The organism is Streptomyces sp. NPDC014889 (assembly GCF_043081205.1).
Classification (GTDB): domain Bacteria; phylum Actinomycetota; class Actinomycetes; order Streptomycetales; family Streptomycetaceae; genus Streptomyces.
Genome location: NZ_JBIBWH010000008.1, coordinates 176183 through 189117 on the forward strand (window position 1 = coordinate 176183; position 12935 = coordinate 189117).

General features: G+C 74.3%; 11 protein-coding genes. 3 read left to right on the plus strand and 8 right to left on the minus strand.

What is annotated here, in order from left to right; genetic code table 11:
• The first annotated feature begins 38 nt into the window (after positions 1-38).
• The gene (locus ACF09J_RS17760; protein ID WP_392306350.1) at positions 39-1289 is read left to right on the plus strand and encodes a M14 family zinc carboxypeptidase; all 1251 of its coding nucleotides are present in this window, start codon (positions 39-41) and stop codon (positions 1287-1289) included.
• A 381-nt stretch (positions 1290-1670) separates the two neighbouring features.
• Here ACF09J_RS17760 and ACF09J_RS17765 read toward each other — a convergent pair whose 3' ends face one another.
• Both ACF09J_RS17765 and ACF09J_RS17770 read right to left on the minus strand, forming a co-directional pair.
• The gene (locus ACF09J_RS17765; protein ID WP_392306351.1) at positions 1671-2105 is read right to left on the minus strand and encodes an SSI family serine proteinase inhibitor; all 435 of its coding nucleotides are present in this window, start codon (positions 2103-2105) and stop codon (positions 1671-1673) included.
• 89 nt (positions 2106-2194) lie between these two features.
• Complete coding sequence (locus ACF09J_RS17770) at positions 2195-2746, minus strand: FHA domain-containing protein (RefSeq protein WP_392306352.1); 552 nt, start codon at positions 2744-2746, stop codon at positions 2195-2197.
• 171 nt (positions 2747-2917) lie between these two features.
• On the opposite strand from ACF09J_RS17770, the gene treZ reads away from it, so the two are divergent.
• Entirely contained in the window at positions 2918-4672 is a 1755-nt protein-coding gene (gene treZ / locus ACF09J_RS17775; protein WP_392306353.1) for a malto-oligosyltrehalose trehalohydrolase, read from the plus strand.
• Positions 4673-4699: 27 nt separating this feature from the next.
• Here treZ and ACF09J_RS17780 read toward each other — a convergent pair whose 3' ends face one another.
• The 6 genes from ACF09J_RS17780 to ACF09J_RS17805 all read right to left on the minus strand — a co-directional run bounded on the left by ACF09J_RS17780 (position 4700) and on the right by ACF09J_RS17805 (position 11700).
• Positions 4700-5671 (minus strand): aminoglycoside phosphotransferase family protein, encoded by a 972-nt coding sequence (locus ACF09J_RS17780; RefSeq protein ID WP_392306354.1) that lies wholly within the window; start codon positions 5669-5671, stop codon positions 4700-4702.
• Positions 5672-5716: 45 nt separating this feature from the next.
• Entirely contained in the window at positions 5717-6844 is a 1128-nt protein-coding gene (locus ACF09J_RS17785; RefSeq protein WP_392306355.1) for a M24 family metallopeptidase, read from the minus strand.
• Between the two features lie 168 nt (positions 6845-7012).
• Positions 7013-7561 carry a PDZ domain-containing protein gene (locus ACF09J_RS17790; RefSeq protein WP_392306356.1) on the minus strand — a complete coding sequence of 183 codons (549 nt, stop codon included), beginning with the start codon at positions 7559-7561 and terminating at the stop codon, positions 7013-7015.
• A gap of 13 nt (positions 7562-7574) precedes the next feature.
• The gene (gene cyc2, locus ACF09J_RS17795) at positions 7575-9737 is read right to left on the minus strand and encodes a germacradienol/geosmin synthase Cyc2 (RefSeq protein WP_392306357.1); all 2163 of its coding nucleotides are present in this window, start codon (positions 9735-9737) and stop codon (positions 7575-7577) included.
• A 114-nt stretch (positions 9738-9851) separates the two neighbouring features.
• A complete protein-coding gene (locus tag ACF09J_RS17800) occupies positions 9852-11030 on the minus strand; it encodes a damage-control phosphatase ARMT1 family protein (protein WP_392306358.1) in 1179 nt (392 codons plus the stop codon).
• Between the two features lie 22 nt (positions 11031-11052).
• Positions 11053-11700, minus strand: coding sequence for a ScbR family autoregulator-binding transcription factor (locus ACF09J_RS17805; RefSeq protein WP_392306359.1), 648 nt, complete (start codon positions 11698-11700; stop codon positions 11053-11055).
• Positions 11701-11917: 217 nt separating this feature from the next.
• Here ACF09J_RS17805 and ACF09J_RS17810 point away from each other — a divergent pair, with 217 nt between their 5' ends.
• Positions 11918-12922, plus strand: coding sequence for a lytic polysaccharide monooxygenase (locus tag ACF09J_RS17810; protein WP_392306360.1), 1005 nt, complete (start codon positions 11918-11920; stop codon positions 12920-12922).
• Positions 12923-12935 lie beyond the last annotated feature (13 nt).

Consider the following 12935-nt stretch of genomic DNA (forward strand, 5'->3'; position numbering starts at 1 on the left):
GGTACTGCGGAATGCGAAGCCGGGAGGACAGGTCGGGGGTGAGTCTCCTGCCGGAGTTGCGCTACCCCAGTGTTGCCGAACTGGTGGCCACCGCCCGGGCGTTGGCCGCGTACCGGCCGGACCGGTGCGTGCTGAGGCAGGTCGGCCACTCGCGCGCGGGACGACCGCTGCACCTGCTGTCCGTCGGGCACGCCCGGCGGGCGGTGCTGGTGGTCGCGGGCGCCCACGCCAACGAGCCCACCGGCGGCTCCACCCTCCTCGCCGTCGCGCGCCGGGTGCTGCACGAGGAGCGGTTGCGGGCGGACACCTCCTGGCACTTCCTGCTGTGCGCGGACCCGGACGGGGCGAGCCTGCACGTCACTCCGGCGCCGCGCAGCCTGCTCGACTACCATCTCGGGTTCTTCCGGCCCGCCGGGCCCGAGCAGCCGGAGTGGTCGCCCTCCGTGCTGCCGCCCGACCGGCTGCCGCCCGAGACGCGTGCGCTGACCGGGGTGATCGACGAGCTGCGGCCCTACCTCCAGGTGACGCTGCACGGCACCGACCTGGGCGGAAGCTGGGTGCAGTTGACCCGCGACGTGCCGGGACTCGCCGAGCCGTTCGGCAAGTCGGCGGCGCGGCTGCACATCCCGGTGGAGACCGGCGCCTCGGACGCGGCGGGCTGGCCGGCGTCCGGGCCCGGGGTGCGGGTGATGCCGGGGCCCGGCGCGGGACCGGCGTATCCGAGCATGCCGGACGACGCCCGGCACAGCACCTGGTTCCGTCCGCACCGGTACGGCGGCATGACCGCGGTCGTGGAGGTGCCGATGTGGGCGAGCGACCTGGTGGACGACCCCGCGCCGCATCCCGCCCCGGCGGCGGCGATACGACGGCTGGCGCAGCGGCTGCTGCGGGACTCGCGGGAGGTGGAGGCGGTGCTCGCCGACGCGCTGCCGCGCCTGCACGGCCCCGACGGGCCGCTGCTGCGGGCGGCGAAGTGGGGGCTGAGCCTGGTGCCGGGGCTGGCCGCGGACTGGCTCCACATGCCGCCCGCGGACACCACGATGGCGTACGTCGGCAGCGTGGACGCGTTCGGCCGCCGGCTGCCGCTGCGGGCCGCGGCGATGCTCCTGCGGACCCTGCGCGAGACCGACGACCGCGCGGCGCCCGGCCTGGAGCGCCTGGTGACCACCTGGAGCGAGTCCTTCGCCCACCGCTTCCACGCCCGCTGGGTCCCCCTGGAGCACCAAGTGGAACACCAGAGCCACACAGTCCTCACCACAGCCCACCAGGCCGGCACCCGCCCCACCTGACCGGCCCCGCCCGACACGGCCCCGCGCGGCGCGACACCGCCGGCGGCCCCGGACCGGCCCGCCCACGGGTCGCCGGCCGCCCGTACCGGCGTTCCGGGCAGGCACACCGGACACCGCACGCCCCGCACCCCGGCCACGCGCGCGTGCCGGTCGCGTGCTCGACCCACGCGCGCACCCGCGGGTCAGCCGGGCGTCACGACGGGTGCGGGCACTGCCCGCGGCGCACGCCCACCACCGCGGCACACACGGCCGCGGGCCGACCCCGCCCCCACCACCCCGGGCACGGGCACGGGGCCGTCGGGCCTCCGCCGCGGACCGAAGAGGGCACCACCCGTCCGGACGTCACTGCGTCGTACGTCGTACGCGTACGGGCCGTGGGGGTCAGGGAGCGACGTCGAAGACTACGCCCGTTCGGGCGGTCATCTCGCAGCTGTTGGAGAAGGTTTCCGTGTAGTCGACCGGGTGGCCCTTCCACTGGCCGCGGGCGTGGGCCGTGACGGGGCGGTAGATCATCGGGCAGAGGACGTCCCTGTGGGGGAGGCCGTGGATGTCTCCGCCGGACGAGCGGAGCTGGGTGCAGGCGTCGGACGCGTGGGCGTGGCCGCGGGGCGGGTCGCACAGGAGCAGGGCACCGCGCACGTTCCCGGAGCGGCCGTCGCCGTCGGTGACCGTGACGTAGAGCCAGTCGGACTGGGCGGCGGGCCGGTGGGCGGCTGCGGCCGGGGCGGCGCCGGCGCCGGCGAGCAGGAGGGCGGCCGCGGCCGTCAGGCCGTGCCGCAGGCGGGCCGTGGCCGCCTTGGTGGGATGGGTCGTCATGCCCGGTGTATCGGCACGGCCGCCCGCACGCCCCACCCCCGCTCACCCGATCGTGAGCACGCGCGCGTGAGGCCCGCCGCGTGCGCCGCTCAGTTCGCGGAGAGCCGGAACGCCACCTGCCCGAACCCCACCTGGTCGCCCTCGCGCACGACGGCCGCGCCGACCACGCGCCGCCCGTTGACGGTCGTGCCGTTGGTCGAGCCGAGGTCCCGCAGCACCCACATCCCGCCCTGGTGGCGCAGCTCGGCGTGCACCCGGGAGACCGTCTCGTGGGTCAGCCGCAGACCGCAGACCGGATCGCGCCCTATGCTCAACGGATGACCGCTCACGGCAAGCGGCAGCAGCAGCTTGGGCAGCCGCTCGGCCTGCCACGCCCGCCGCAGCCGTACGCCGAACCCGGACACCGCCTCGACCGAGCCGAACACCAGCCGGGACACGCGCCCCTCGGTGCGCAGGTCGGAGGTGAGCGCGGCGAGTTCGTCCGACCGGCGGGCGGCCAGGGCCAGCTCCATCCGCCGTACGAACGTGTCGTGGGACAGCCGGCCCATCGCGACGCCGTCACGGAGCACCTTCAGCGCCTTGTCGCGCTCCGCGTCGGACAGCCGCGCGGGGGACGTGTGGGACTCGGAGGGCGACGTCACGCTGCTGATTGTCGGTCAGCCGATCCCCCCGTGTCCAGCTGTCACGAAGAGGCACACCGGGCCCTCGGATCCGGCGACACCGCCGTAAAAGGGGGATTCAAAAGCGGATTGATCTCTTGTGGCGCACCATGGACGGCGACGTCACGGTGAGCGAACGAAGGGGAACCGTCCGTGCAGTTCGAGGTGTGGGCACCACAGGCCGGCCGTGTGACGCTCCAGTGCGACGGCGCCACGCGCGCGTTGGAGCGCGATCCGGAGCGGGAGGGGTGGTGGACCGGTGAGGCCGGGGCGAGCGACGGCTCGCGGTACGGATTCGCGCTGGACGACGGTCCGGTGCTGCCCGATCCGCGCTCGCTGCGGCAGCCGGACGGCCCGGACGGGCTGAGCGCGGTCGTCGAGCACGCCCGCTACACGTGGCGCTCCGCCGACTGGCCCGGACGCCCGCTGCCCGGCGCGGTCCTGTACGAGCTGCACATCGGCACGTACACGCGTGAGGGCACCTTCGACGCGGCCGCCGTGCACCTGCCGCACCTGGTGGAACTGGGCGTGACCCACGTGGAGTTGATGCCCGTGTGCCCGTTCCCCGGCCGGCACGGCTGGGGATACGACGGCGTGTCGCTGTGGGCCGTGCACGAGCCGTACGGCGGCCCGGAGGGGCTCAAGCGCTTCGTCGACCGGGCTCACGAGCTGGGCCTCGGCGTGGTCCTGGACGTGGTGCACAACCACCTGGGCCCGTCGGGCAACCATCTGCCGTCCTTCGGGCCGTACTTCACCGACACCCACCACACCCCCTGGGGCGCCGCCGTCAACCTGGACGCGCCCGGCTCGGACGAGGTGCGCCGGTTCCTGGTCGGCAGCGCGCTGTCCTGGCTGCGCGACTACCGCCTCGACGGTCTGCGTCTCGACGCGGTGCACGCGCTGGTGGACACGCGCGCGTGCCACTTCCTGGAGGAGCTGTCGACGGCGGTGCACGCGCTCTCCGCCGACCTGGGCCACCGCCCGTTCCTGATCGCGGAGTCGGACCTGAACGACCCGCGGATCATCACCCCGCGCGCGCGGGGCGGTCTCGGCCTCGACGCCCAGTGGAGCGACGACTTCCACCACGCGCTGCACTCGGCGCTGACCGGCGAGACCCAGGGCTACTACGCCGACTTCGGGCGTGCCCCGCTCGCGGCGGTCGCCAAGACGCTCACCGGCGGCTACTTCCACGACGGTACGTACTCCGGTTTCCGCGGCCGCCACCACGGCCGCCCGCTGGACCGCACCCGGGTGGCCGGGCACCGGCTGCTCGGCTACAGCCAGACCCACGACCAGATCGGCAACCGCGCCCGGGGCGACCGGCTGTCCACGCTGCTCGCCGGCTCCCCCGGGCTGCTGGCCTGCGCGGCCACGCTGACGCTGACGGCGCCGTTCACGCCGATGCTGTTCATGGGCGAGGAGTGGGCGGCCGGCACGCCGTGGCAGTACTTCACCGACCACACCGACCCGGAACTCGCGGAGGCGGTGCGCCGGGGACGGCGGCGGGAGTTCGCCGAGCACGGCTGGGCGGAGGAGGACGTGCCCGACCCGCAGGACCCGGCGACCCGCGACCGCTCCTGCCTGGACTGGTCGGAGCCGGGGCGCGAACCGCACGCGCGCGTGCTGGCCTGGTACGGCCGGCTGACCGCCCTGCGGCGGGAGCAGCCCGACCTCACGGACCCCGATCTCGCCGACACCAAGGTGGCCTACGACGAGGAGGCCCGCTGGTTCGCCTTCCGGCGCGGGGACGTCCTGGTGGCGGTCAACCTCGCCAAGGCGCCTGCGGAGATCCCGCTCGGCAACCGCCCCCTGGAGGTGCTGGCCGCCTGGGAGCCGGTCGCGGCGCCCGCGGCGGACGGGGTGCTGCACGTGCCCGCGGAGTCGTGCGCGGTGCTGTTGCAGCACTGAGCACCGCGCCCTGCCGGACGGCGGCCCCTACTCCCCGGTGGCCCCGGTGCCGCCGACGCCCCCGGTGTCTGCGCCGTCCTCCCGGAACTCCGTCACCCGCTCCAGCAGGATCGCCTCCCAGGCGTGGCGCCGCTGGGCCCTGAGGAGCGGCAGCGGGGCGTCGTCGCGGCCGTCGAGGCGTGCGGCGAGGCGGATCACGGTGTCGCAGCGGGCCAGCCACAGGCCGCGCAGGCAGGGCCGGGCGCTGTAGCCGGCGAGGGTGGCGGCGCGCACGGCGGCGGGGGAACCGACGGCGACGGCGACGCCGGCGATGTCCTCGGCGGGGTCGCCGACCACGGCACCGGTCCAGTCGAGGACCCCGCGCACCCGGCCGTCGGCGCTCACCACCAGGTGCTCGCCCCTGAGCTCGTGGTGGACGAGCACGGCGGTGCCGGGCTGGGCGGCGAGCTGGGCCGCGGCGGGCGCGGTGAGCTGGGCCATCCTCGCGGGGTCGAACTCGTCGGCGGCGCCGAGGCGTTCGGCGGCGTGCACGGCCATGCGGCGCAGCGCCTCCAGGGAGCGCGGCGCGGTGCGCGGCACGCCGAGGGCCTGGGCCTGCCGGGCGGGGATCTCGCGCAGCCCGGTGAACAGTCCGGCCAGGTCGTCCTCGCCGACGGCGGAGACGTCGTGCTCGCCGGTCGTGCCGCCGGCGATCCGGGTGTCCAGCGTGTACGTCAGGCCCGGCGCCCACTCGCCGTTCGCGACGCTGGCCGGGACGGCGACCGTAAGGTGCGGGCGGACCAGTTCGCGCAGCCGCAGTTCGCGGCGCTGGCGCGCCGCGGCCTCACGGTCGGGGGCGAGGCGCAGCACATGGCGGGCGCCGACCCACCAGGTGGAGTGCTCGCCGCCCTCGGCGACGGGCCGGATCTCGGGTCCGTGGGCGGTGTCCTGGCCGTCCTTGAGCAGGGTGCGGAGCAGTCTGCGGACGGTGTCCGCGGTGGGTGTCGGTGCCTGGGTCATCGTCGCGCCGTGTCGTTGCGGTTGCGGGGTGGGGACTGCCGGTGGTCAGTCCACTATGACCATCTCCCGGGTCGTGTCGTTGAGGCGGCGGCCCCCGTCCCCGGTCACGGTGACGATGTCCTCGATGCGCACCCCGAAGCGGCCGGGCAGGTAGATGCCGGGCTCCACGGAGAAACACATGCCGGGTACGAGGGGCTGCTCCTCGCCCTCGATCATGTACGGCGGCTCGTGCGTGGTGACGCCGATGCCGTGGCCGGTGCGGTGGATGAAGAACTCGCCGTAGCCGGCCCGGTCGATGACCGCGCGGGCGGCGCGGTCGACCTCCTGGCAGGAGACGCCGGGACGTACGGCCCGGAAGCCGGCCTCCTGGGCCTCGCGGACGATGTCGTGCACCCGCCGCTCCTCCTCGGTCGGCTCGCCGACGTGCACGGTGCGGGTGGTGTCGGAGCCGTAGCCGTCCTTGAGGCCGCCGAAGTCGAGGACGACCATGTCGCCGCGTTCGATGACGCGGTCGCCGACCTCGTGGTGCGGGTTGGCGCCGTTGGGTCCTGAGCCGACGATGGTGAAGTCGACCTGGGAGTGCCCGAAGCGCCGCAGCAGGCCGGCGAGGTCGGCGGCGACCTCCGATTCACGGCGGCCGGAGAAGCGCACCGTGCGGATCTCCTCGAACGCGGCGTCGGCGGCCGCGCCCGCCGCCGCGAGCAGTTCCACCTCGGCGGCGTCCTTCACCGCGCGCAGCATGGGCAGGGCCTCGGTGAGGGAGGCGTAGGAGGTGCCCGGCAGTGCCTGTTGCAGGGCGAGCAGGTGCAGGGCCCAGGTGTTGTCGCTGATGCCGAACCGGCCTCCGTCGTCGAGGAGGGCCGCGGTGACGGCGTAGGGGTCGGTGCCGTCGGTCCACTCCCGCAGGGCCAGGGCGGACGCGCCGGCCGCCTTGGCGGCGTCCGGGGCCTCCAGCGCGGGCACCACGAGAACGGGCTCGCGTCCGGCGGCGAGGACGAGCAGCGTGAGCCGTTCGGTGACGGCGGTGGGCGCGTACCCGGTCAGCCACACCAGGTCCGGGCCGGGTGCCACCAGCAGTCCTGCCAGCCCGGCCCCGGACGCCGCCCGGCCGGCACGTTCCAGCCGGACGCTGTAGTCCTCGGCGCTGAAGGGCGCGAGCGCGATGCCGGTCATCCGGGCCTCCGTATACGGCTGAAACGGTGAGAAACACTACGGGCAGCATCCTGCCCGCCCCCGCCCCACCACGCGAGCCGGTTACGGATCCTGCCCACGGTCACGCCGCCCGACCGCCCCGGCCGGGGCCGGGTCACGGGCCGGGGCGCGGCTCGGGCCGGGAGGCCGTCATGTGACGATCGCCGGTGTGACCGTGAGCTGTTGTCGGCCGCCGGTGGCGTGGCGGACGGTGAGGGGTACCGCCTGGCCCGGGTGGGAGGCGGCGACCGCACGGGCCAGGTCCGTCGCCGTGTCGAGGCGGGTTCCGGCGAAGGTCAGGAGTACGTCGCCGCGGACCAGGCCCGCCGTGTAACCCGGGCCGGGGACGTGGACGCCGACGACCCTGGCTCCGGATCCGCCGTCGTCCACCACCTCCAGGCCCAGGGTGGGCCCTACCGGCACCGGCACGGAGGCCGGCGTCGGTTCCGTGCGCGTCTCCGGGACCGGCTGCCGGTGCGGCTCGGCCCGGGCCGGCCGGCTCGTGCCGGTCAGCGTGGCGAGGCCGACGCCGGACAGGATCAGGGCGATCCCGGCGAGCACCCCGCACGCCACGGCCGCCAGACGGCGGCCACGGCGGCGGCGCGGGGCGGGCGGACGCCGTACGGGGCCGTGCCCGCCGCCGGGCTCCCGTCCGGGCATCGGCTTGGGACGCAACGCCGTCTGTTCCCTCGACTCCATCGGCGGCCTCAGGTCAGCCCACGGGGAGGACGGAAGCCGGAGCGCGGTCCGGCAGGAAGGCGTGGGCCCGGCTGCCCAGCCACTCGGCCTTGTAGCGGTCGACGTTCCGGTGCCAGTTGAGGATGCCCGCCATCCAGTTCTGCAGATCGGTGACATAGCCGAGCATGGCCGCCCGCGCCTCCTCGGACAGCTCGAAGTCGTCGTAGACGACGGGGAGTTCGTTGGCCACTACGTGCTCGAACTGCCGCATGCGCTGGTTGATCAGATCCTGGACGACCTTGAGCGCCGCCGGGTAGTCGATGCCGAAGAAGTGCTGCACGACGAGGATCGCGTTGTGGATCTCGCCCTCGTACTCGATCTCCTTCTGGTACGAGAAGACGTCGTTGAGCAGGCAGGCGTAGTCGACGGCCGCGTTCTCCAGGGAGCGGACCGGGCCGCTGCGGTAGACCTCCGCGGGGACGGCCGGGCCGTATCCCATCCTGCACAGGCTCAGCGTGAGGTCGGAGCCGAAGGTGGCGCGCCGCATCTCCAGGTAGTCGACCGGGTCGGGGACGCGGTTCTGGAGCTGGTTGGACAGCTCCCACACCCAGCTCTCGGTCATGGCGTCGATCGCGTGCTTCAGGGTGCGCCGCTGGTCGGGGATCATCTCCGCGGTGGTGCGCGCCCACAGGTCGGTCAGGCTCCGCTCCATGGCGTTGAGCGGGACGGGCGCCGCCTCCCCCGCCACGGGCATGCAGGCCGACAGGCGTGCCGTGGTCGCCCTCGCGGCGACCAGGTCCCGGCGGTGGCCGTACACCAGCGGGTAGTAGTCGTCGCCGTAGGTGCCGAAGGCGAGCCACTGGGCGCTCAGGTCGAGCGCCTCGGGCGTGGCGTCCGGGTCGATGCCGGCCGAGCACAGCGCCAGGTCGTAGGCGGCGAGCTTGTCCTCGTCCCACACGCCCTCCTCGAGGATGCCCATGCGGTGGCACCAGTCGACGAGCGTGGCCCGGGAGCGGTCCAGATGGGGGCTCAGCCCCAGCGGGTAGGGCATGCGGAGGTCGGGGATGCGGGACGGGCCGACCTTCTGGAAGGGCACGTGCGTGTACGCGCGCATCCTCTCCGTCCCGGCCGCCGCGAGCAGCGCGCCCACGTCGGCCGCCGAGGTGCCGGGGCCCGCGAGCCGCTGCCAGGGGCTGGTGGGCCGGGCCCGCTGGTTCATGTACCGGCTGGAGCGCATGTGCCACTCGTGGCCGCCGGACTGCCAGTCCTGGAGGCCCTTGGTGTACGCCGCCACCGCCGCCGTCCCGGCCGGGGTGAGGCCGTTCTCCAGGGCCAGCGCGGGTACTTCGGTGAGCGCGGTGTGCTCGAACTGGTGCAGACGGGAGGTCAGGACGTCGTTGACGGAATCGGCGGCCTCCTGGGTGGTGCATCCGAAGAAGGTCTCCAGGACCAGGACGCCGTTGCTCAGTTCCCCCTCGTCCTCGACCTCCCGCTGGTAGGAGAACAGGTCGTTGCGCAGGTGCACGGCGTCGGAGAACGTCTCCATCAGCACCCTCAGCGGCCGGGACTCGGCGACGGAGGCGGGCACTTCCGCGGTCGCGTACTCCACCAGGCCCGCCGACCAGGGCGCGCCGCCGACCTTGCGGCGCATCTCGATGTACTCGACGGGGTTGGCGATCCGCCCCTCGTTGATGTTCGACAGCTCCCACAGGGACTCGTTGAGCAGGTGCTCGGTCGCCACCGCGAACCGGCGGCGCCAGTCGGCCGACATCGACGGGACCGTACGCGCCCACAGGTCGGCGAGGCCGGCCTCGACCGGGTTGCGGGGCTCGGGTACGGCGGTTTCGAGGTCGAGGGGCATGAACAGGGGAAGCCGGTCCAGGTACGCCTTGCCGCCCTCGCGGTCCTGGCTGCGCTTGAAGGTCTCCAGGAAGTGGTCGTCGAAGAAGAAGACCCACACGTACCAGTCGGTGATGAGCGACAGGGCCGGTCCGTCGCAGTCGGGGTGGGTGTAGGCGCAGAGCAGTCCGTAGTCGTGCGCGTCGAGGTCGGACTGCTCCCAGATCCCGGAGCCCTCCAGCATGCCCATGTCGCGCGCCCAGCGCGTCGAGTGGGCGCGGGCCTCGTCGACGTGCGGGTTGAGCCGCGCGGGATACGGCATGTAGAAGTGCGGGAGTTCGAAGGGCTGCTGCGTCATGGCCGGGCCCTACCCGCGACACTCCGGCACCATCCGTACGCACCAACGCGATCACTCCATCGCGTGAATCCGCATGTGAACCGGGTGGTCGCGGGGGTGGGGCGGCCCGGCCGGTCAGGGGCTGACCTGGATCAGCGCGTGCGTGCCGGCGACGCGCCAGCGCTCGCCCTCGGCGGCGTCCAGCGCGGCCTCGGTGTCCGCGTCCAGACCGGTGATCACGTCGGACTTCAGGGTGCGCAGGGCGGCGACGGGGCCGGGGAAGAAGGCCGTGGTGTCCGCGAACGGCGTGGTCGGGGGCCACAGCCGGTCGCCCACCAGCCGCCGGTAGTTGAGGTCGCCCTTGAACACGGTCAGCGTCGCCGCGGCGAACTCCTCGCGCAGGTCCGCGGGCATGTCGGCGTACGGCAGCGGGGAGCAGGAGAAGGGGTGCGCCCGGACCGTGAGCCGGCCGTCGGCCATCGCCGACCACAGGCGGCGCCCGTGGTCCGCCGCCGCGCCGCGAGCCGCCGTCAACCGGCGTACGGCGTCGACGACGTCGGCGGTGGTGGCGTCGGAGACGTAGTACGGGTACGGCTTGACGTGCAGGACCGCCCGCCGGACGCGACCTTCGGCGAGGAGGTGGGCGACGAGGAGCAGGTCGGGGACGAGTTCGCGGCCGGCGTTGTCGGCGACCAGGCAGAGCGTGCCGGTGCCGGAGGGCGGCAGCAGCGACCAGAGGGCCGCCCTGTCGTCGGCGACCAGGGCGGGGACGGGCGGTCCGGCCTCGGCGCCGCCCGCCGACAGCCGGAAGCCGAGGTCGGCGCGGTTGCCCCAGAGGGAGCCGTGCAGCAGGGCGTCGGCGCGCTCCGCCGCCGGTCTGCTCTCCAGTTCGTCGAGCGCCGCCAGTTCCCCGTCGGTCTCCGGGGAGTCGAGTTCGGCGAGCTTGGACGGGCGGAACGGGTCGATGCCCTGCCAGGGGCCGGGCCCGAAGTAGCCGACGGCTTCGAGGAGCCGGCGGTAGAAGTAGCTCTCGGACCACAGCCACGGCACGTCGAACCAGGAATGCCCGGCATACCGATCCAGGCCCCAGGTACGCCAGCGGTCGCGGTCGGACTCGGCGGCGGGAAGGTCCTCGATGACGCCCTCGGCGCAGCTCTCCAGCAACGCGTCCAGGGCGCGGTGCTGCTCGGGGCCGTAGGGGAAGGCGTCGCGCACCTGCCGGACGATGGCCGGGTGCCGTTCGGCCAGCACGCTGTGGGGGAAGGAGCCGGGTTCGTCGCCGAGGATGACGGGCGCGGACGGGGTGGCGGGCATGCGCCTCACCGTACCCGGCGGGTCAGAGGACGACGATCTCCCGCTCCAGGCGGGTGGCGAGGCTCAGATAGCGGGGGCGCCGGTGCACCGGGACCAGGCCGCGGATCAGCAGGTGCCACATCTCGGTGGTACGGCGCGGCAGCCGCGCCATGGGTTCCAGGCGCCGGCCGGCGACGCGGGTGCCGACGAAGAAGCAGACGAGGGAGTGCGCGACGGCGTGGACGTCGACGTCCTGCTGGATCTCGTACTCCTTGACGGCGCCGAGGAGTTTGCCGGTGGCGATGTCCAGCCATTCGGTGAACGGGTGCCGCAGCGGCGGCCGTACCTCGACCCCTCCGGTGGCCAGCCGCAGGCCGGCGCGGGTGACGGGGCCCTCCACGGTGAGGCGGGTGAGCGCGTAGGTGATGCGTATCAGCGCTTCGAGCGACGAGTAGCCCTGCTCGTCCACGCGGTTGGTGACCTGCTGGGCGGCCCGGGACTGCAACTCCAGGATGGCGTGGGCCAGATCCTCCTTGGCCGCGAAGTGGAAGTACAGGGCGCCCTTGGTGACGTGTGCGTGTGCGACGATGTCGCTGAGGCTGGTCCGTTCGTAGCCGTGCCGGTCGAACAGGTCGGCGGCGGCTGTGATGATCGTCGCGCGGGTCTGTTCGGCGCGTAACTGCCTCGGCATGAACAGAACACTCCCGGGGCCGTAACGAACGGGGCGGACCGTTTGTTTCTCACTCCGCGTACACGATAGCTCACGGCTACAAGGCGCCCACCAGGGCCCCTTGGGCCTCACCGGTCACCGGCCGCGCTCGGGAGACCCCCGTGAACGCTCGGCGCCCGCCGTCCGTACTGGACCGGACAGCAGTCCGTTTCCCCGCCGGCCCAGGAGTCGCCCCCCGATGACCCGGACGACCGCGCCCCTCAGGGGCACCGCAGCCGCCGTGGCGGTGTCGGCCCTGCTCACGTTGTGGGCGGCGGGGCCCGCCCGGGCGCACGGCGCCCCGACCGACCCGGTCAGCCGGGTGTACGCCTGCTCGCCGGACGGCGGCCCGGCGGGTACGGCTGCCTGCCGGGCGGCCGTCGCCGCGAACGGCGGCGTCCCCTTCACCGCGTGGGACAACCTGCGGGTGGCGAACGTGGGCGGCCGGGACCGCCAGGTCGTCCCCGACGGGAAGCTCTGCAGCGGTGGGCTGCCCGCGTACAAGGGACTCGACCTCGCCCGCGCCGACTGGCCGTCGACCCGGCTGGCGCCGGGCGCGCGGCTCACCATGTCGTACGCCTCGACGATCCCGCACGAGGGCACGTTCAAGCTCTATCTGACCAGGCCGGGGTACGACCCGGCGAAGCCGCTGACCTGGTCGGACCTGCCCGACCGGCCCTTCGCCGAGGTCAAGGACCCGCCGCTGACGGGCGGGGCGTACCGCATCGGGGCGACCCTGCCGGCCGACCGGACGGGCCGTCACGTCCTGTTCACCGACTGGCAGAACAGCAGCACACCGGACACCTACTACTCGTGCTCGGACGTGGTGTTCGCGAAGGCGACGACCGCGACGACCGCGGCGGCCGGCACGGGCGGTTCCGGCGGCACGAGCGGAACGGCCGGAACGGCCGGGCAGGGTGACTCCGGTCGCTCTGCCGGCAGTCCGGCCGCCGGTACGCCGAAGCCGGGCACCGGGAGCCCGAGCGCCATCCACGCGCACGAGCCGCAGACGGCCGCTCCGGCGGGGCAGGCCCCCGACTCCGCCGCCGCGCAGGCGCGTTCGGCCGCTCCCGACAGCAGCCCGGTGGCGTCCGCGACCGACGCGGGCCAGGGCCCCTCCGCGCCCCTGCTGGCGGCCGGCGCCGCCGCGGTTCTGGTGCTCACCGCGGGCGCCGCCCTGGCCCTGCGGCTGCGGGGCCGCTGAAGCTGCCCGTGGC

What these genes read in the sequence shown, in the direction of transcription:
- ACF09J_RS17800 (WP_392306358.1), bottom strand. Translation starts at nt 11,030, where the DNA reads ATGCCCGCCACCCCGTCCGCGCCCGTCATCCTCGGCGACGAACCCGGC.
- ACF09J_RS17780 (WP_392306354.1), bottom strand. Translation starts at nt 5,671, where the DNA reads ATGACCCAGGCACCGACACCCACCGCGGACACCGTCCGCAGACTGCTC.
- ACF09J_RS17785 (WP_392306355.1), bottom strand. Translation starts at nt 6,844, where the DNA reads ATGACCGGCATCGCGCTCGCGCCCTTCAGCGCCGAGGACTACAGCGTC.
- ACF09J_RS17805 (WP_392306359.1), bottom strand. Translation starts at nt 11,700, where the DNA reads ATGCCGAGGCAGTTACGCGCCGAACAGACCCGCGCGACGATCATCACA.
- ACF09J_RS17765 (WP_392306351.1), bottom strand. Translation starts at nt 2,105, where the DNA reads ATGACGACCCATCCCACCAAGGCGGCCACGGCCCGCCTGCGGCACGGC.
- ACF09J_RS17810 (WP_392306360.1), top strand. Translation starts at nt 11,918, where the DNA reads ATGACCCGGACGACCGCGCCCCTCAGGGGCACCGCAGCCGCCGTGGCG.
- cyc2 (WP_392306357.1), bottom strand. Translation starts at nt 9,737, where the DNA reads ATGACGCAGCAGCCCTTCGAACTCCCGCACTTCTACATGCCGTATCCC.
- ACF09J_RS17790 (WP_392306356.1), bottom strand. Translation starts at nt 7,561, where the DNA reads ATGGAGTCGAGGGAACAGACGGCGTTGCGTCCCAAGCCGATGCCCGGA.